The sequence below is a fragment of the Proteus columbae genome (assembly GCF_009914335.1).
GTDB lineage: Bacteria > Pseudomonadota > Gammaproteobacteria > Enterobacterales > Enterobacteriaceae > Proteus.
Genome location: NZ_CP043925.1, coordinates 1,654,909 through 1,672,719, shown reverse-complemented (window position 1 = coordinate 1,672,719; position 17,811 = coordinate 1,654,909). Strand labels below are relative to the sequence as shown.

16 protein-coding genes and 2 pseudogenes are annotated in these 17,811 nt (G+C 32.7%); 5 read left to right on the top strand and 13 right to left on the bottom strand.

Annotated features, from left to right (window positions below; genetic code table 11):
- Positions 1 to 183 precede the first annotated feature (183 nt).
- The gene (locus F1325_RS19170; protein ID WP_167392481.1) at positions 184 to 339 is read right to left on the bottom strand and encodes a hypothetical protein; all 156 of its coding nucleotides are present in this window, start codon (positions 337 to 339) and stop codon (positions 184 to 186) included.
- A 202-nt stretch (positions 340 to 541) separates the two neighbouring features.
- Here F1325_RS19170 and F1325_RS08085 point away from each other — a divergent pair, with 202 nt between their 5' ends.
- The gene (locus F1325_RS08085; RefSeq protein ID WP_109372548.1) at positions 542 to 1,189 is read left to right on the top strand and encodes a hypothetical protein; all 648 of its coding nucleotides are present in this window, start codon (positions 542 to 544) and stop codon (positions 1,187 to 1,189) included.
- Between the two features lie 265 nt (positions 1,190 to 1,454).
- On the top strand, positions 1,455 to 3,404 hold the full coding sequence (locus F1325_RS08080; protein ID WP_160230303.1) for an autotransporter outer membrane beta-barrel domain-containing protein: 1,950 nt from the start codon (positions 1,455 to 1,457) through the stop codon (positions 3,402 to 3,404).
- A gap of 77 nt (positions 3,405 to 3,481) precedes the next feature.
- Here the strand turns inward: F1325_RS08080 and F1325_RS08075 are convergent, their stop codons facing one another.
- The 4 genes from F1325_RS08075 to F1325_RS08060 form a co-directional block, all read right to left on the bottom strand.
- On the bottom strand, positions 3,482 to 3,985 hold the full coding sequence (locus F1325_RS08075) for a hypothetical protein (protein ID WP_109372550.1): 504 nt from the start codon (positions 3,983 to 3,985) through the stop codon (positions 3,482 to 3,484).
- Between the two features lie 178 nt (positions 3,986 to 4,163).
- A complete protein-coding gene (locus tag F1325_RS08070) occupies positions 4,164 to 4,499 on the bottom strand; it encodes a c-type lysozyme inhibitor (RefSeq protein ID WP_109372551.1) in 336 nt (111 codons plus the stop codon).
- Positions 4,500 to 4,623: 124 nt separating this feature from the next.
- On the bottom strand, positions 4,624 to 5,019 hold the full coding sequence (locus F1325_RS08065; RefSeq protein ID WP_160230302.1) for a subtilase family AB5 toxin binding subunit: 396 nt from the start codon (positions 5,017 to 5,019) through the stop codon (positions 4,624 to 4,626).
- Between the two features lie 62 nt (positions 5,020 to 5,081).
- Positions 5,082 to 5,741, bottom strand: coding sequence for a class I SAM-dependent methyltransferase (locus F1325_RS08060; RefSeq protein ID WP_109372553.1), 660 nt, complete (start codon positions 5,739 to 5,741; stop codon positions 5,082 to 5,084).
- 304 nt (positions 5,742 to 6,045) lie between these two features.
- On the opposite strand from F1325_RS08060, the gene F1325_RS08055 reads away from it, so the two are divergent.
- From F1325_RS08055 to F1325_RS19340, 3 genes and pseudogenes are all read left to right on the top strand, one after another.
- Complete coding sequence (locus tag F1325_RS08055) at positions 6,046 to 7,272, top strand: phosphoadenosine phosphosulfate reductase (protein WP_109372554.1); 1,227 nt, start codon at positions 6,046 to 6,048, stop codon at positions 7,270 to 7,272.
- A 12-nt stretch (positions 7,273 to 7,284) separates the two neighbouring features.
- Positions 7,285 to 7,926: an IbrB-like domain-containing protein gene (locus F1325_RS08050; protein ID WP_109372555.1), complete on the top strand. Its 642-nt coding sequence runs from the start codon at positions 7,285 to 7,287 to the stop codon at positions 7,924 to 7,926.
- Positions 7,927 to 8,164, top strand: a pseudogene (locus tag F1325_RS19340) (tyrosine-type recombinase/integrase); the annotation flags it as partial.
- 98 nt (positions 8,165 to 8,262) lie between these two features.
- Here F1325_RS19340 and F1325_RS08040 read toward each other — a convergent pair.
- The 8 genes and pseudogenes from F1325_RS08040 to F1325_RS08005 form a co-directional block, all read right to left on the bottom strand.
- A pseudogene (locus tag F1325_RS08040) lies at positions 8,263 to 8,430 on the bottom strand (isocitrate/isopropylmalate family dehydrogenase); the annotation flags it as partial.
- Between the two features lie 359 nt (positions 8,431 to 8,789).
- Positions 8,790 to 9,947, bottom strand: a complete 1,158-nt coding sequence (locus F1325_RS08035; protein ID WP_160230301.1) for a reverse transcriptase domain-containing protein — start codon at positions 9,945 to 9,947, stop codon at positions 8,790 to 8,792.
- Positions 9,948 to 10,117: 170 nt separating this feature from the next.
- Positions 10,118 to 12,172 (bottom strand): retron Eco8 family effector endonuclease, encoded by a 2,055-nt coding sequence (locus F1325_RS08030; protein ID WP_160230300.1) that lies wholly within the window; start codon positions 12,170 to 12,172, stop codon positions 10,118 to 10,120.
- Positions 12,173 to 12,306: 134 nt separating this feature from the next.
- On the bottom strand, positions 12,307 to 12,948 hold the full coding sequence (locus F1325_RS08025) for a hypothetical protein (RefSeq protein ID WP_160230299.1): 642 nt from the start codon (positions 12,946 to 12,948) through the stop codon (positions 12,307 to 12,309).
- Positions 12,949 to 13,203 (bottom strand): hypothetical protein, encoded by a 255-nt coding sequence (locus tag F1325_RS08020; RefSeq protein ID WP_109850098.1) that lies wholly within the window; start codon positions 13,201 to 13,203, stop codon positions 12,949 to 12,951.
- A 31-nt stretch (positions 13,204 to 13,234) separates the two neighbouring features.
- The gene (locus F1325_RS08015; RefSeq protein WP_160230298.1) at positions 13,235 to 16,993 is read right to left on the bottom strand and encodes a phage tail protein; all 3,759 of its coding nucleotides are present in this window, start codon (positions 16,991 to 16,993) and stop codon (positions 13,235 to 13,237) included.
- Positions 16,993 to 17,391 (bottom strand): DUF6950 family protein, encoded by a 399-nt coding sequence (locus F1325_RS08010; protein WP_160230297.1) that lies wholly within the window; start codon positions 17,389 to 17,391, stop codon positions 16,993 to 16,995. The genes F1325_RS08015 and F1325_RS08010 overlap by 1 nt, the downstream gene beginning before the upstream one ends.
- A 97-nt stretch (positions 17,392 to 17,488) precedes the next feature.
- Positions 17,489 to 17,800 (bottom strand): hypothetical protein, encoded by a 312-nt coding sequence (locus F1325_RS08005; protein WP_160230296.1) that lies wholly within the window; start codon positions 17,798 to 17,800, stop codon positions 17,489 to 17,491.
- Positions 17,801 to 17,811: the final 11 nt, after the last annotated feature.

Sequence of the window (17,811 nt, the reverse complement as noted above, 5' to 3'; positions counted from 1 at the left end):
TCATTACAATTAGCTTTACATCTCTTTAACTTTACTCAAATGCTTTTTTAGTTCTATTAATATCCATATCTTAAAATTAATGGACATAAACTATAATCCATTATTACTGTTACGACTTAATTTTATAGTATAAGTAATAAAATAAGGATGCCGACTCAATTCCCTTTTTGCCGGCATTTGTAACTATTTATTAGATGAAATATCGTGCTCTTGTAATTTAGAAAGTGCTAATTCTTTCATCCAATCTGCAAGTAGTGGTGCTGTTTTTATTGAATCCAATAATGCACGCTCTTTTTTTGTTAAACGAATAACAATAACTTCTGTTTTCATTGTAGACATAATAATTCCCCATTTGTAAAAGAGAAAATATTGGCACAAAACAGCAACAGAACGGTCTGACTTACACGGTTTTACAAAATCATCATTTAAAGATGATTAGCAGTACATTATCGATAGGATATTTACGATATAGTTCGTTGTTTAAGTTTAGAAAAAACATTAATATATTCATGATAAATTAGAAAATAGATAGGTATCATTCATGTTTCTAAACCCCAAAAGAACCGTAAAAGCTAATGTAAGAAAAAGAAACTCAATTTTTCCTAGTTTGGGAACTACATACAGAATTAGTCTTTCTGATGATGGACTGTCACCGCAAGAAATTCAAAAAAGAGAATTTAATAAATTTGCAGATAAAACCGTTGATGAAGTCTCTACAATGATTGGTTGTTTTGAACGATCGGAGAAAAAAAGTAAAAGCCCTAACTCTGATAAGCCTCTGCCTTATGAGAAATTAGACAATGAGTTTCTTAAACTTACTGTATCATTCTTTCAAATTATTCAAGAAATAAAATATTCTGGCGATACAAGTCAATACGCAAAGAATAGAATTACCACCTCATTATTTGGGATAACGCGTTGGTTAGATAATAAATACCCATTATGGAATAATGAAAGAGCTGAAGTAGAAAGAAACGGCAAAGAAATTGAGAAAAGAGTTAAAAAAGAATTTAAAGCAAAAAGATTTTATAAAACAAAATTTGCTATCCTAGCAATTGCCACTTTTTTTGCTCCCTTTATTTTTTGCTGGTTTTCTCTACAAAAAAAATATCCTAAATGGTTTAAAGTTATCAGTTTCTTATGGGCTCTATTTTTTGCTATTTTAGTATACAGAAACCCCAAAGTATAATAGCTAGGCTATTATGATATTCTCTTATTTAGCTTATGGTGTTTTTTAAAATAAAAAACACCATAAGCTAAATAACCCATCTAAGATATATTATTCTATATAGCAAATAATTATATTTTTCTTTAATAGAATTCACCTTAAGAAAGATTATATTCTAAATAAATTTTTTTACGGTTATTTAAATTGATAAAAAAAACAAATAACATAATCATTAAGCATAAATTAATTATTTTTCACACAATAAAAAATAAAAAAGGTCATTTTTATGCTATTGAATAAACATTTTAGTAAGAATATTATTACTATAAGTATATTATCTTTCTTAGCCAGTTCTGTTTATGCAAAAGAAAATAATATACAAGGTGTTATTCTCTCCAATAATGAAATTACTTCTAATTCTACTTACAGTGATACAACAAATCTTTATATAGATAAAAGCCACGAAATACAAAATATTACTCTTTCAAACGAGGCAATATTAAGAATGAATGGTGATAGTCTCGCGATAGGTACTATCGTTAAAGACGATGCTACTATTAGTATGTATGCTCATGATGCAAAAAAAATAGGTATTCCTACTATTAAAGATACTATAGTAACAGGCACAAGTAATATTGATATGAGCGCAGGTTCATCATCTATAGGCAAATTATTTATAGATAAAAATGCTGAATTATATATTGATAACATTGATGCTGAATCTACTGATGTATCTAAAAATGATCCTGTCCCTTCAACTAAAATCTTTATAGAAAACTTAACACTAGCAGGTAAAACATATATTTTACCCTCATGGAACGAAGATTATGGTGATGATGGCAATGCTCCTAGACCAGAAAAACCAGGCCCAGAATTAATTACTCATATTAACAATCTAGAGATGCAATCTGGTAGCCAACTTGAAATGGAACATTATATTTCTGGCATGCAATTTAATCGGCTTGAATTGAAAACGCTCACCGGTGAAGGTACTTTTATTTTAAGTAGCAGCTTAGCCAATGGTTTAAGCGATAATATTTATATTTCAGATCATGCTACTGGGCATTTTGGATTAAAAATAAATGATAGCGGAGAAGAAATTTCTGATCCTAAAAATACTCAATTAGTTTATGTAAATAGAGGTGATGCTAATTTTAATTTATTAAATAAAGAGGGTAATGTTGAAGTTGGTGTTTGGAAATATAAACTAAATAGCAAAACTAATGATGGTCATACAGAGTGGTATCTTGTAGGTGGAAAATCAGGCGAGCCGGATACCTCTAAACAGCCTGATACCTCTAAACAGCCTAATGTTACTCAACCTATATTAAGCAATAGTGCTCAAGCCGTTATTAATATGGCCTCAGCACCACAGCACATATTGAGTATTGAGACGAGTACTTTACGCCAAAGAATGGGCTTCTTGCGTGAAAATAATAATGATCTCGGAGTGTGGGTTCGCTATTTAAATCATAATTCTCATTTGAATGATAAAGGTTATAGTCAATTCCATTCAAACTTAAATGGAATGCAAGTTGGTATAGATAAGAAGATAGCCATAAATAATGACCAATTACTATTTGGTTTAATAACTTCTTACACTAAGAGTAAGATCAAATCTGACAATATTAATAATGGTGATATTAATAGCTATAGTGGTGGTATTTATTTAACTTGGATTAATCATTCTAGTTTTTATGTAGACTCTTTATTTAAGATGAATCATCTTCATAATGAAATCAATACTAATATGAATGAAGGTAGAAGAGTTAAAGGAAATTACAATCAAAATGCGATTACAACGTCAACAGAAATAGGTTATCCTATTGCGTTCTCAAACGCATTAACACTGACACCATACAGCCAGATCCTTTATTCTCATATTGGTAAGTCGCATTATTTATTAGATAATGGTATGAAAGCAAACATCCACAATGCGGATAGCTTAAAAGGTGAATTAGGAACCACATTAGAAAGTAATTTACTGATTGCAAACCACAATATTAAGCCTTACTTAAAAGCAGCAATATCTCGTGAATTCATTAAAAATAATGAAATAGAAATTAATAACGTATCATTTGATAGTCGTTATTCTGGGAATACTGGTAAGTACGGCATTGGTTTAACAACTAATATAGGTAATGATGCTCTTTTCTATACTGAAATAAACTATCAAAATGGTAATAAAATAGAAACTCCGATATATGTAACAACAGGATTTAGAATGAATTTTTAACTATTTTATTTTTCATTTTATAAAATTAATACATAAAAAACCTCATAACTTATGAGGTTTTCTATTTCAGTTTCATATTAGTATGTTTTTGCTGATATCAGTTCAAAACCTATTGCATTTGCTTTCTTCAAAACTTCTGCATTTCCCGTTTCATAAATATTACCGTGAACAATTTTAGCACAAATCTTTACTTCGCCTTCACTTTCATCATTTATTTTTATACCAGAACATGATCTTCTTCCTTCTACGTATGAGTAACTAGACTTATAGCTACTTATTTCTCCGCTAGTAAAATACACAATATTAGAAAGTATGAAATATACAATAATAAATATAATCATAATTAATGCTAAAGGAAAAATTAATAAATTTTTTATTTCCTTATTAAAAGTTGGTTTTTTATATATAAAGAAAAAGCATACTAACGAGACAATAACAGAGAACCCTAATGCTATTTTAATCGATACATTTGAAACTATAACATACTCTTTAATTTCAATTTTCCAATATAAAAATACAGCTATAATAAATAAAATTGAAAATACATAACTAACTAACTGAGAATATGAGTGTTTTTTCATACCACCCCTAACCTATTTATTGTAAGAAAATAATTATATTTTCATATAGTGAATTATATCCATATAGTGATCGCAAGGATAAATTAAATTTCAAATTTATCAACTAAATATACAAAAAAAGGCCACCGAAGTGACCTCTAGTAAGAGCGCTAAATGATTTTCAAAAAAATAGTGGTAATTAACTAGCTTTGCAACCACTCAACACTGGTTTATCTTTTCCTTCGACTAAATCGGCATTATCACCTTTAGTATAAAGCTTATAAGTATAATTTTTATTCATCGCCTCATAGTTTGCACCAGAAGCCATTTTCATGATTTTCATTGGGATCATTTCATCCATTTGATTAATGATCGCATAGCTATCTTTTGCTGTATTTACATAGATAACTTCCATCACTTTATTATTTTCACACACATAAGAAATTTTGGTTATCTCATCAGCATTATCTGCCATAACAAAACTAGAAGACAAAATACCTACTGCAAGAAAAACACTTTTAAATAAAAATTTCATATAGTCTCCTAAATATCATTAAATTAGCGTTTATAGAGTATTCTTTTACTCTTCACTAATTTAAAAAAATCTATCTGAAACTCTAATGGGATTTATCCAATTTATAAAATTTACTATTAATCAATTAGTTATCTTTTGTTGGCCCCATGCAACGACTATTATGACAACTAGCGAACCCTGCTATCGCTTTATTTGAATATACTCGAGTAAATTTGGGATGAGTCCAAACATTAGGTTGAACATATAACCTAAAGCTTTTACCTGTTGTGTAGTAATAATGTGCTTGCTGAAAAAAGTGATCATAAGAAGAAGCCCAACCTGACTTGTTAGATACTGCACAGGCGATAAATTCACCTCCATGATTCATGGCCTTAACACAAAAATACCGACCATCTTCAATTTTTCCCGAATTAAAATCCGTTAACGTAACATTAGAATAATATTCAATATCATGACTTAATGTATCTGTGGCAAATGCCGCTGGTGTTAATAATAAAAAGGTAAAAAACAGGCTACGCATTAACATACCATTCCTTAAGAAAATAAAGATAAAAGGCCTCTAATCCAGAATAATATTTCTTATTATTTTTTATTCTTTGCGGTGAACAAAGCGACAGTACCTTGTACATGAATAGAGATGTCATGAAATAAATAGGAAAGCATTTCTTCCAAAGAGTCCACCGAATCAGAATAATTGCAAAAAATACCTTTTTTGTTGTAAATAGACATTAATTTTTTACCAAAAAAATTATGTTTGACTCCCTGCCCTAAAATCGTTGTGCCATATAAAACCCCTTTTTCTGTCAGTAAATAACTTATATTTTCTATCGCTTTTTTCTTATCATCCATCGTTCCTGGTAAACAATGTAGTAAATAAAACAATGAGATAGAATTATAAGATTCATTTAATTTATTAGAAAAAGGCTGAAAAACATCATGCTGAAGGCAATTTATTAATTTATCATCAGGTATATACTTTTTAGTATGTTCCAGACTGTGTAAATTAAGATCAGTCAATGAGATTTCTTTTATATAATTTAATGATTTTTTTAAATAAAATCCCGTTCCAACGCCAATATCCATATGGCGCTCACCGAGATGATTTTTAAAATGTGGAATTAGATATTTATTCGTATCACAGTGCCATGCATAGCTATTAGAAATATTAAGCACCCACCAATCATATAGCTTCAATGACACTGGTGTATATACTTTGACTCCATCATGTGTACTTAATGTCATACAATACCCTATCATAAAATGACTATTTTATTTTTTATTTATTGTATGAATAGTTGAAAATCCCGAATAATAAATCAGGAAATATTTTTAAAACATTCTCTACTCACTAAGTCACTTACTTTATTTTTCTTAATTATAAAAAATTTTTTCATGACTAGAAACTATCAATAATAACAATGATATATGATTTATTATCCTATTTTTTCAAGTAAATCTCAGTAACAACTAGCAACCATAACTTACCTTTATAATCTAAATATGATTAAGTAATAATACTATTAACTAACTTATTCTGGTGATAGTTATGTCTTGCAAACACAAAATTCCTCTTGGAATAAATGTGTTAGATGCTACTCAAACGCGAATTGAATGGTTATTTGATACTTTTGAACAAATCTCTCTCTCCTTTTCTGGAGGTAAAGATTCTACTGTTCTTTTTCATCTTGTTGCTGCTGAAGCAAGAAAACGACATCGAAAATTCAATGTCATGTTTCTTGACTGGGAAGTGCAATACTCCGCAACCATTAGCCATGTTGCAAAAATGAAATCTTTGTATGAAGACTGTACGGAGCGATTTTACTGGATTGCATTACCTATCACGACGGAAAGCGGGATCTCACAATATGAACCAATTTGGACGGCTTGGGAACCAGAAAAAAAATGGGTAAGGCAACCTCCAGAATACGCAATCACTGATCCAGACTTTTTCCCTTTTTATCATCCGAATATGATTTTTGAAGACTTCACACCTGCATTTAATCAGTGGATCACAGGAAATCATCGTAGTTCAGTTATTTTATTAGGGATCAGGACAGATGAATCATTAAATCGCTTTATTGCTATCAATAACAACCAAAAACTACGTTATGCCGACGATATCCCATGGACAACGGCATCACCCGAAGGTTTTTATTATATGGCCTATCCTATTTATGACTGGCATGTAAAAGATATTTGGACATACATTTCACGTTTTAACCTACCCTATAATTCTATTTATAGTCTAATGCACCAAGCTGGGGTTAGTTTAAGTCAAATGCGCATTTGTGAGCCATTTGGCCCTGAACAACGCAAAGGGCTATGGTTATACCATGTATTAGAACCTGAGACGTGGAGTCTAGCCTGTGAACGAGTGAGTGGTGCTGATGCGGGTATGTTATACACCCACCCTCGTAATAAATCAGGTTTTTTTGGACAACGTAAAATCAGTAAACCCGCCCATCATACATGGAAATCTTACGCCCACTTTTTACTAGCGAGCGTACCAGAACAAACAGCCGAACATTACCGAAATAAAATCGCAGTTTATCTCCATTGGTATGCTGAGCGAGATTATCCAAATGGAATACCAGATGAACAAGAGGGTGATACTAGCAGTAAACAAATCCCATCTTGGCGACGGATCTGTAAAACTATTTTACGTAATGATTTTTGGTGTAGAACATTAGCATTTAGTCCTACCAAATCACACTGTTATGACCGATATTGCAAACGGATACAGGAAAAACGTAAAAATTGGCAGTTGATTTAACAAGAGGTGAATATGACTATTGAAACAGTGTTTTCTTCGCTAAAAGATTATCTGCTAAAACTAAATGATGAGCAAAAAATCGAAGCTATCAACAAAATCAAATTATTTCTTCATCAAATTAGTCCATTCAAAAATGAACCTATAGATTGTGTTCTTTGGATAAAGCAAAATAAAGTCGTAGCAAATGACTACAACCCTAATGTTATGTCTCCCACAGAAAAGAGATTACTCAAAACCTCATTGATAAAAGACGGTTATACTCAACCCGTTGTAGTATTATCTGCACAACAAAATAAAACTAAACAATTGCAGTGGCAAATCGTTGATGGCTATCATCGTTATTTATTAAGTAAAGAAAACGCCTTAAAAAAACGAATTAATAATTATTTACCAGTCACCATCCTTGATGTTAAAAACAACACAATATCAGATCAAATAGCAACCACTATTCGTCATAATCGAGCAAGAGGACAACATCAAGTCGCAGCTATGTCAGATATAGTTAGAGATCTATCCAGATTGGGATGGAGCGATAAACGGATTGGTGATGAACTAGGTATGTCACAAGATGAAGTATTACGCTTAAAACAAATCTGTGGGTTAACAGAATTATTTTCAAAGCACAATTTCTCAGAAGCTTGGACCGTAAAATAAGGCGAACAAGTCATCCCAAATACGTTAACCACGACGTTTAAAAAAAGCGAGAGATAAATGTGGGTTAACTTGGGAAAAAGGCGCTGCCCCTACTTTCCATGAACAACGATCTTTATCTGAACGACTTTATCGAGAGCAAGGAATTAATACACAAAAATTATTGGGGCATAAAACACAAAATATGACCGATAAATACCACGACGATAGAGGCAAAGAATGGCAAATTATTGCTGTTTAATTGAACATTTTTGGGGAAGAGTTTTGGGGAAGAATTTTATAGTACAAAAAATAAACGGGAACTAATAAGCTCCCGTTAACTATTTATCAAATCAACAATTACATATATTTGATAATCGCGTCACCAAACTCGCTACATTTCAGCAGCTTAACGCCTTCTAACTGACGTTCGAAATCATAAGTGACAGTCTTAGCGGCAATCGCGCCTTCCATACCTTTAATGATTAAGTCAGCAGCTTCTGTCCAACCCATGTGGCGTAGCATTATACCCATAATAATTAAGTAACTTATTAAATAATTTATAATTATTTGGGTAATTAATTGTTTTTTATGTGATCTTGGTTTGTATGTAACTGGTTGATTTTTAATTTGGATTGGGGGAGTTTTGGGGAAGATTATTTTAAATCAGAAGCTGTGATACTAGCCTTTTTTACAGCATCAATCATATTTATTTAGTAAGGAACATCAAAAATACAATTTCTCAAGGAGAATATTAGTGTGGATTATTATAATTTTGTCTATAAAATAAAATTTTTAGTTCATATTATACCAATATTAAAAAGTCAAAGAGGGAAAATCAATTACCCCCTCCTTTTCATATCGTTATTATCACATTAATTCAATCATTATTTTTTTAGTAGCCTATCTATAATCAATTCTATTCTTCCAATTATTTTCAGATATTTATCTTTAGTTTCTTTCTGCAAAATCATATATTTTCTGTCGTAGATAATAAAAGAAAGCAAATATGCTCTAAAGCCTCTCATTTTATTTGTTAATGAAAAAACATAATGTCTATCAATAAATGATTGTGTAATTGTATATTTAAATTTATCTTTTTTAAACTTACTATTAAATACCTTTTCCATAACATACTTTATAGTTTCATTCTTAATATAAGTATTTTCCTCAAGATAAAATAAGGCTTTATTTATTTTTTTTAATTTGAAATTTGAAATTCTAAGCTCAGAAAATAACAACCGGTTATCATAATACATAGACTCTAAAACATAACCATTTATAGATAAGCATTTTTTCTTATTTATAGTTTTTCTTGTATTTATTTTTAATTTATAATAACTAAAAATTTCAAAAATACGGTTGTATATAAAATCCCAATTATTAGCTATATATTTATTGTTAATTCCTCCAGAAATCAAAATATCATCAGCATATCTTGTATAGGTGAGTTCAAAATCTGAGCATAGCTTCATTAATAATACATCAATAGGTCGAAAATAAATTTCAGATATTATAGGTGATGAAGAAAATCCTATTGGAAAAACTCTTTTATTAACATAAGAAATATTTTTTGATTCACTAGGAATATCAATGGATGTTAATTTTATCAATGCATCTATTAAAGAGCACTTCTTGTCATTATCTAAAAATTCATCATTAATATAATTATAAAATAATTTTCTAACATAGGATTCTTTTATTGAATGAAAGAAAGATGCTATATCAATTTTCAAAAAAAAATAATTACCAATGTGAGGTCTTAGATAATCCAAGTAACACGTTTCTTTTTTATAAGCAAAAGAATTATTATTTAGAGGTATAACATTAGAAAAATAATCATATATGTTCCTTTGAGATTTCACATAATCAATATTATGAACTATTCTTTTAGAAAAAGAATAGTAATATTTTCCTTTTAATTTTATTTCAGTAACATTATCCCAAGGAATAGTATTTGAATTTATAAACTCAGATAGCCCTGATTCACTATTTTTTAACACTATAATGTCAGAAGTAAAAAATTCTCTATTCAACTTAATCATAAAAAACTCCGATCTTGATACCAATAACAGATTTTCACTCTGTGCAATTAAAAAGGTAACCTTTAACATTCCAATAGGGAAATCATAAGCTAACTGGTTAATGCAGGCTAGGCCAGACCTAAGCTAGCACACAATCAGGTTAAGCTCCTGTGACTGTGCCCTTCAAACTATCAAAACCGGAGATTTTTTATTATATCAGATAATTGAGGGAAATACCTAGAAAAATGGGTGTAGAAATGATTTTCCTTACAGTTATTTTCAATATGACCTATGGCATAAGTTAAAAACTCATTTACCCACCCACTAGTTTTTTTGCTTGATACTCTATTTCCAATAAGATTATCATTTACGTACTTATATATCTTATTAGATTTCGATATGTTGTTACTTTTTTGTAAAACTTCACTTTTACCACCAAAAATTAGTCGAATATAAATCAGAAGCAAATCTTTCGTTAGATAATTTCTATTGTCTAATTTATTAATCAAATCGTTGATAGGCACCCCTTTAGACTCCAGCCATTTAAAAAATATTTCTGAAGATTGTCTACATATAAGTACTCCTTCAATAGTATCGTCCAAAATATATACATTTTTCTCTATTAAATAATTATGAATATCTTTTTTTAACTCTAAAAATTCACTATGACTTCCATCAATAATACTTAATGTTTTTCTACTTATTTTAATACTCCAACCATTATAACTAACTATTTTTTTAAATAAACAGAAGATCTCATTATGCTCTTTGCTATACGAATATTTTTTATTTTCAATTTCTTTATTTATATTTTTAAATGTAAAAATATTCCCATTACCCTTTAATTCTATTTTATTAAATTTGTTATTTCCATTAACAACATCCATTGCTTTATCCATATCAAAAAGAAATAAATATGGAGTTACAGCCTTAGTGTATGATGGAGAAATATTTTCAATTAATACATTATCACCTGAATAAAAATCAATTTTTCTTAATTTCGGAAAATATCGTTGTAGCTTTCTATTACCAAATAATTCTATCTCAGTAGCCCCTTCAACAAAAAAAATAAAATCACTAAAAAGTAACCTTGCTTCATTATCACTAAATGCATTTAAAAACCGTTCATCTCTATAATCTGTTTTTAATTTCCTAATTTTTGTAATTTCATCTTCTCCATTTTTTGAAAAATGAAAAATACTATTATTATTAGGGAACAATTTCATTATACTTTTTACAATATTTGGCGAATGTGTTGAAAACATTATTTTTGGTAACGGTGTATTATATTTACCTATATTATACAATGAATTCTTTTGATACTTAATTACCACTTCAAATATATTATAAATTAGTTCCTCTGTTATTTTAGGATGTAGCCCTATCTCAGGTTCATCAATAAAGATAAATGGTGTGATAAATTCTCTTCTAGTCAAAGAAATAATTAATGTTAAAAAAGTGCTAATATACCTAAAGGAATTAGTTCCATCCGATTGTTTTTCTAAAATATTTCCATCAATAGAAAAACGATGCCCGTTGAGTCCAACCTTAATTAAACCAAGGATTTTTTCTTTATATGAGTATTTAAATGTGTCAATTACATTTTGAATTTCTGATAAATATTTTTTATAGCCATCACTAGTCGGTGATATTTCTTCATTAATAAACTCAACTAATTTGTCCTTATTAAAAGATGACATATTAAAAGATTTCAATTGACTAACTATGATCCATAATTTATTCCAGTCATATAAATTTATATGTCTTGTTTCTATATCAAAAAAAGGGTATAGATAACTTATAACTTTTAATTTATCTTTATTATCGATGGACCATTTTGACATACCATCTTTATTAATTATTAATTCTAGACTAAAAATACAACTAGGTTCTGATGGTTCATCACTAAAAACCCGTGCATCACCAGTTAATTCACCTTTAAAAAAAACATTATATATATGTTTAAAATATGAACTCTTATTACTATTTTTTGATGTGACTATTTTTTTTATCCTAGATAGGTCGTAGCTTATTTTTATACAACCATATGGTGTATATGAATTATTCAACTCTAAACCAATGAGTTTTTTTCCATCTAATCTATCATAAAAAAAGCGTATCACCTTTAAGATGTTTGATTTTCCAACATTATTTTTTCCAACAATACAGTTTATTTCATTAATATCATTAATAAAAACACTATCAAAAGATAGAATATTTCTTATTTCAATAGATTTGATAGTCATTTCATTCATCTTACACTTAATTTTATTTTCTATTACTATAATACTTTATCTATACAGAATAAAGTCATTTAAATTATTTTAAAATTTTAAAAAAATATATCACTCCTAACATTAAAAATAATATTCTCTATTCCTTATTGATAGTCCTTAATATCAATATATTGCACCACATTATCTGTATTTGAATTTGCACTAGGCCCCGGCAATACCGTTAATTGCCATCGCATTGGTACGATTTTAGTGCCTGAACCGCAACTTCCCACTTCAATAACGGCATGTTGATAAGGAGATGTTGGTGTAGAGTAATATCCAACAACTCGACACAGTGGAGCGCATTGGATACCCACCGATAATTCATTACCAATAGGTCTACCATTAGAAAACCCTGTGATTGACTGAATTCTTAATGGTCTTGCTCCTGAGACTTGAAGCAACTGGTTATTATTAAATATCTGAACACCCCATTTTTGGGGTTTTACTTTATTATAATATGAGGCTCTGACGAATAAATAACACTCAAAAAGAACATCACCGTTTTGTTGACAAGTAATGTTCCAATATCCATCCTTTTTTATAACCGAAATTGAAGCAGGAATAACAGATTGTATTGATGTACATCTTGAAAATACCATTGGCGGATCATCCGTTTCTTTTATTCCTGTATTATAATTTCCTTTTTTAATATTATTAATGCGTTTAAAAAAAACAAATGATTCTAATGTACTTAAATGCTCTGCATTTTTTCCATTAAATACTTTCAAACCATATTGACTCATTTATTTTAACCCCACAATAATAATGCCATCCATCGATGGCGAGGTTATATTGGATTTCCAATAGACGGTATTGCCTGAAACAGAAGTTCGAATACTGTGCCGTCCAATTGCTGTCGCATACAATGTTAACCCACTAGGAACAGTGTATTGTTTGCTTCCATCTCCTGTAATTTTAATAAAGTCGAGCACAAATGATGAACTGGTGATGTTTTCCACCGCCCCTTTATCATTATAAATTGTTAATCCCCATGGCATTTTATTAACCTTTTTATGAAAAAGAATTCGACTAACCCAAGTAGCCCAATTTAACAACCAACTTATTATTTTCATCATAAACATAAATCGTATTATTGGTGATCACTAACCGCCCTTTCGTACTGCCTGAATTAATATCTAACCGTCCACGAAATACCGCATCATTTAATTCCACATTCCCTGTTGTGGCATCAATATTAAATCCTTTCTTACCCGCTAAATAATTAGTGGATGTGATTTTTTTACCCACTGATAATTTATCAATGGTTGCCTTACTAAATAACGCATCATTGAAAAAAGCTTGTCCATTTTGGATCACAAAGGGCGTCACCACTTTGCCGTTTAATGACGATATCACTGCAAAGTTTTGGGCATTAACCAGAAATTGGCTATTTCCTTGCGCATTAACCCCTAAGCCAATGCCAGTAATGACTTTATTCCCTTTGCTATCCTGCTGGACTTTCATTGTCCATGATGCCGAAATTTTGCCATTTATGTCTGTGACCACTTTCGAAGTTTGTTCGATTTTAGCTGAACTTGTACCCACTTGGCTTTCTAAGCGAGTGACTTGCTGGGCGGTAGAGGTCACCTTACCTGAAACCTCGGTCACTTTAGTTTCAAGTTGGCTTACCGCATTCGCCGTTGCATTGGCTTTCTGTTCGCTCGACTTAGGTACGTCATTCGCCAAAAACCCCTTTGGGGCCACCGATTGCTTGTTGTTGGTATAAGTGCTGGTGATAATTTGATGGTTAACACTTTTATGCTTAGTGAGTTGGTATTTAGCGCCTCCTCGCAAATAGATATATTCCACAGAACCATTTATTAATTGAGCTGGTCCCATCACAGGGGATTGATTTGTCCATCGCCAATCAAAGTTATCAATGATACGGTTTTCAGACTGGGTTCCCCATCCTGATGCACTCACTTGCCATTCCACAATCATGGCAAAGCCTTTGGTGCTGTGCGTCGCATAGCTAGGTTTATTGTCTGAATATTGTCCTAAGGTTCTAAAGACCTTAAAGGTATAACGACGAGAGGTCACTAAAAGCAAAATAACCGGATAATAGGTGTTTTCATTGAGTTTAGATAAATCTAAATCCACCACCACAGACTCCATTAAATCGGCTTTCACTTTATCTAATTTGCTAGATAACGTTTGTACCTGAGAGGTTGCAGACGTCACTTTGCCATCAATATTCGACACTCGAGTACTTAACGTATTTACCGCACTACTATCAGCTTTCCCTTTCAAATTTGAATTGAGCGTTGAAATCTCTTGCGTTTGTGCTTGCTGTTTCGAGGTGAGGGTTTCTAGTGATTTATTAATCGCGGAAACATTCCCATTCATCCGTGTTTCCAATGACTGTCTGGCTTTGGCTTCCGCTTGGTCGCCTGTAACACGCGCTTGCTTCTCAGCGGAGATAAGTCCTGCGGTGACTTTCGATAAATCATTGCCAGTATAATCACCACGAAGTTGTGTGGCTAAGAATTGGCGTTGTTGTGCTTCAGTTTTATCAGCCTCAATACGTGCTTGTTGCTCTTGTTTAATTGCGGCAGCCTGTGCTTCTGTTGCCGTTGCAACTTGATTTATCCGCTCAGCCAGTAATTTTCCTGCCTCCTCCAGTTTTTTTTCACTTTCTTCAATCGTTGCTCCATGCCTCATCAACTCAGATAAAATCTTGTCATGATTTATCCTCATCAACTCATGTAATTCAGTAATATCGAGTTGGTTAGCCTTGCTGTTGATCTCACCCAATAGGTCTTGCGCTAATTGGTCTCGGCTAATTTGCCCCGCTAATTCCTCAAGAATTAAATCCGTTTGAGAAGAGCAAGTCCCCGAAGCTTCCACAAAAGGTGATTTACCATAGCTGTTGATTGTTCGAACATAAAAATAATACGTATGCCCTGCTTGTAAATTCTCTTGCGTCCAGAAATTCCCTTGGCCAACTTTGTTTGTTTTGGTGATCACTTCATTTTCAGAAAGATCAGCAAGTTTTTCCTCACTAAACCAAAACTCAAAGGTATAACCAAAGACAGCGCTATCGCCTTGTTTCGGTGCAACGGTCAGATTAAATAAGCCAGAGGTAACATCAATATGCTCCGGAGGCGGTGGTGCTTGAATGGCAAAATCACTAATAGCAGGTGCCGACATCGCACCAGCAACGTTTGTTGCTCTGACTTCAACACGATAAGTCCCTCGCGCTAATCCGTTAATATCAACACGCTCAGCCGGTACCTGAATAGATTGAATAACATTGCCTTTTTGAAGAATAGTGACAGTGTTATAACGCACATCAGAAGCCACATTCTGCCAAGAAAGCGTACCTTGCACGATGTCACTGACTGCAAGTGGAACAAAGGTAAGATTAATCGGTGAAGCAACACCACCAGCGGGTAAACTCACAAATGGCGGACGCTCAAACGGTTTGCCAACCACATCTTCATATAAATAGGCACCATCCTCTTCCAACGTTAAAGCCACACCGTCTAATGCATGAAATGACCATTCGGCAATACGAAATTCCAGCCCACTAATCCCCAAAGAAGGTAATTCTAAAAGCACAACTTCACCAGGACGATAAGAATAGCCGTCTAAGTTCATGGTCAATTGAACTCGTCTTCCTGCTTTCTTTTTACGAAGATATTGGCGAGCTAATCGTTGGGCTTGATAAGGGCTGGTGACAAAACGATAGTCGATATTCTCTCGAATTTCTAAGCCATCCTCTTTCACCCATTCGTCCACAATCACAGGCGTGAAATCGGTTTTTGTGTACAACTGTTCGGCATCAATAAATGTGCCATACACCGCATTGGTCGCGTCTTTTAAACCTGTTTCAGGGGTACATGTGACAGTGCCAATCAATTGTGATTCGGTAATGGTTTTTATTGCCGGCCCATAATAAGCGCCGATTTGAATACCGTGTTTTCCTGCGGTGAATGTCGGTTCCGCGTTAATACATTTGTGCATCGCTTCCAAGACACTGGATGGACTTTCATTTAAGTCATAGGCACCATTAAGGGTATATCGCGACTCAAATCCACCTTCTGGCAGACTCACTTTTTCATCACATAAATCGGCTGCCTGTTTAAAGCTGTCAAAATCAATATCTGTATCAGGTACTTTTAAATAATGGCGGTAATAATCCAAAATCACTAAGGCACCATTGTTACTCCACACAGTTTGCCCTGTGCGAGGATCAAACAGATGTTTTCCCCAAACTTCACATTTCACATTGGGTAATCCATAAGGGAATTTTTCTTGGTCAAACGTTAGTGTCACACGTAACCACGCCAGACCTCGACCTATCATATCCTCTTTCCATGACGGGCAATTTTTAAACATAAAGGGATCGACATTTTCCCTATCGTTATGTAATTCCCATGAGGCTTTATCACCAAACGTCTCAATGAGATCATCACCCAACCAGATCTTCCCAATTTTCTCTATGGGGTGTCCAGCAAGTGCTAATGCCAGTGTGATTTTTTCGTTTTCATCTTGTTCCCCCGCTTCTTCTTCGGCGAAGAAAAGCAAACCCGATATCACTGTTTTTCCGACAATTACGGTTTCAGGCGCAGACGATGAACGTAACATCTGTTTGCGTTCACCCGTATCTCGATAATTCATGGAAGGCAGTTTTGGCTTAAAGATAAGCGAACCCGCGACTTGCACCGCGACGCCTGCCGCCATCAGCGCCATGCCCATCGCAGAGGTGACGCCTCCAGTAAATAGCCCCGCAATCATTAAGCCAGCACCCACGACTTTTGAAATTAATCCACCACTCCCACCCATTATTCCACTCTCCACGCTTTGATTGGGTTAATCTGCACCGGCTTCACGCCTTGTGGGGTTACGCCCCAATAATGCCTCGCCCAGACCACCGCTAAACTGTCACCGTCCTTACCTTTGAACAGTACGAGGTCACCACGCTGAACACGCTCAATCTCAATGGATTTGAAATAGCGTGAAACGGCTTTCTCTAATGTGCCAAATTTAGATTTGATCAGGTTGAAGGCTTCGGCTTTGGTTTTATAGTGATTGAGATAAGGCTTTATTGGCGAGAAACCGCATTGTGCGTAAATACATTCAGAGGCAAAAATACAACAATCAAATTCACCCCATGAAAAAGGGCGACTCATCGCCGCCCTTATGGTTTCTGGTAACTGGAGTGTCCAGTTTTGTTGTTTCATTAAGACCCTTAGAAAACAAAAGACCCTCTAAAGAGGGTCGAGAATTAAGTTATAATGGTTTAAATTTATTCCATGTATAGTTTATTTAAACATTAAATTAATTTTCAAGATTACGGATTTCTTCAACCATTTTCATTTTTCTTTCACACTCTACTTTTAAGTTATTATTAATTTTTTCACCATTATTTTTTGCTATTTCGCAGAAAGCACTTGCTCTACCAATTTCAACCGCTGCTACTATCGATTGGTTTACCATATCCTTGCAAACACTTTTTCTTTTTTGGTTTTCCCCATATTCACATACCAATTTAGCTGTGTTGGCGAAATCAAAATTATCCTCTGCATAAGATGGTTGTAAAAAAAAGGTGGAATAAGAGAATACAAAAAAAGTTAAAACTAATTTATTCATCGTTTCAGTTG

What these genes read in the sequence shown, in the direction of transcription:
- F1325_RS08070 (WP_109372551.1), bottom strand. Translation starts at nt 4,499, where the DNA reads ATGAAATTTTTATTTAAAAGTGTTTTTCTTGCAGTAGGTATTTTGTCT.
- F1325_RS08065 (WP_160230302.1), bottom strand. Translation starts at nt 5,019, where the DNA reads ATGCGTAGCCTGTTTTTTACCTTTTTATTATTAACACCAGCGGCATTT.
- F1325_RS08060 (WP_109372553.1), bottom strand. Translation starts at nt 5,741, where the DNA reads ATGACATTAAGTACACATGATGGAGTCAAAGTATATACACCAGTGTCA.
- F1325_RS08035 (WP_160230301.1), bottom strand. Translation starts at nt 9,947, where the DNA reads ATGATTAAGTTGAATAGAGAATTTTTTACTTCTGACATTATAGTGTTA.
- F1325_RS08075 (WP_109372550.1), bottom strand. Translation starts at nt 3,985, where the DNA reads ATGAAAAAACACTCATATTCTCAGTTAGTTAGTTATGTATTTTCAATT.
- F1325_RS08085 (WP_109372548.1), top strand. Translation starts at nt 542, where the DNA reads ATGTTTCTAAACCCCAAAAGAACCGTAAAAGCTAATGTAAGAAAAAGA.
- F1325_RS08050 (WP_109372555.1), top strand. Translation starts at nt 7,285, where the DNA reads ATGACTATTGAAACAGTGTTTTCTTCGCTAAAAGATTATCTGCTAAAA.
- F1325_RS08055 (WP_109372554.1), top strand. Translation starts at nt 6,046, where the DNA reads ATGTCTTGCAAACACAAAATTCCTCTTGGAATAAATGTGTTAGATGCT.
- F1325_RS08030 (WP_160230300.1), bottom strand. Translation starts at nt 12,172, where the DNA reads ATGACTATCAAATCTATTGAAATAAGAAATATTCTATCTTTTGATAGT.
- F1325_RS08010 (WP_160230297.1), bottom strand. Translation starts at nt 17,391, where the DNA reads ATGAAACAACAAAACTGGACACTCCAGTTACCAGAAACCATAAGGGCG.
- F1325_RS08020 (WP_109850098.1), bottom strand. Translation starts at nt 13,203, where the DNA reads ATGCCATGGGGATTAACAATTTATAATGATAAAGGGGCGGTGGAAAAC.
- F1325_RS08080 (WP_160230303.1), top strand. Translation starts at nt 1,455, where the DNA reads ATGCTATTGAATAAACATTTTAGTAAGAATATTATTACTATAAGTATA.
- F1325_RS08005 (WP_160230296.1), bottom strand. Translation starts at nt 17,800, where the DNA reads ATGAATAAATTAGTTTTAACTTTTTTTGTATTCTCTTATTCCACCTTT.
- F1325_RS08025 (WP_160230299.1), bottom strand. Translation starts at nt 12,948, where the DNA reads ATGAGTCAATATGGTTTGAAAGTATTTAATGGAAAAAATGCAGAGCAT.
- F1325_RS08015 (WP_160230298.1), bottom strand. Translation starts at nt 16,993, where the DNA reads ATGGGTGGGAGTGGTGGATTAATTTCAAAAGTCGTGGGTGCTGGCTTA.
- F1325_RS19170 (WP_167392481.1), bottom strand. Translation starts at nt 339, where the DNA reads ATGTCTACAATGAAAACAGAAGTTATTGTTATTCGTTTAACAAAAAAA.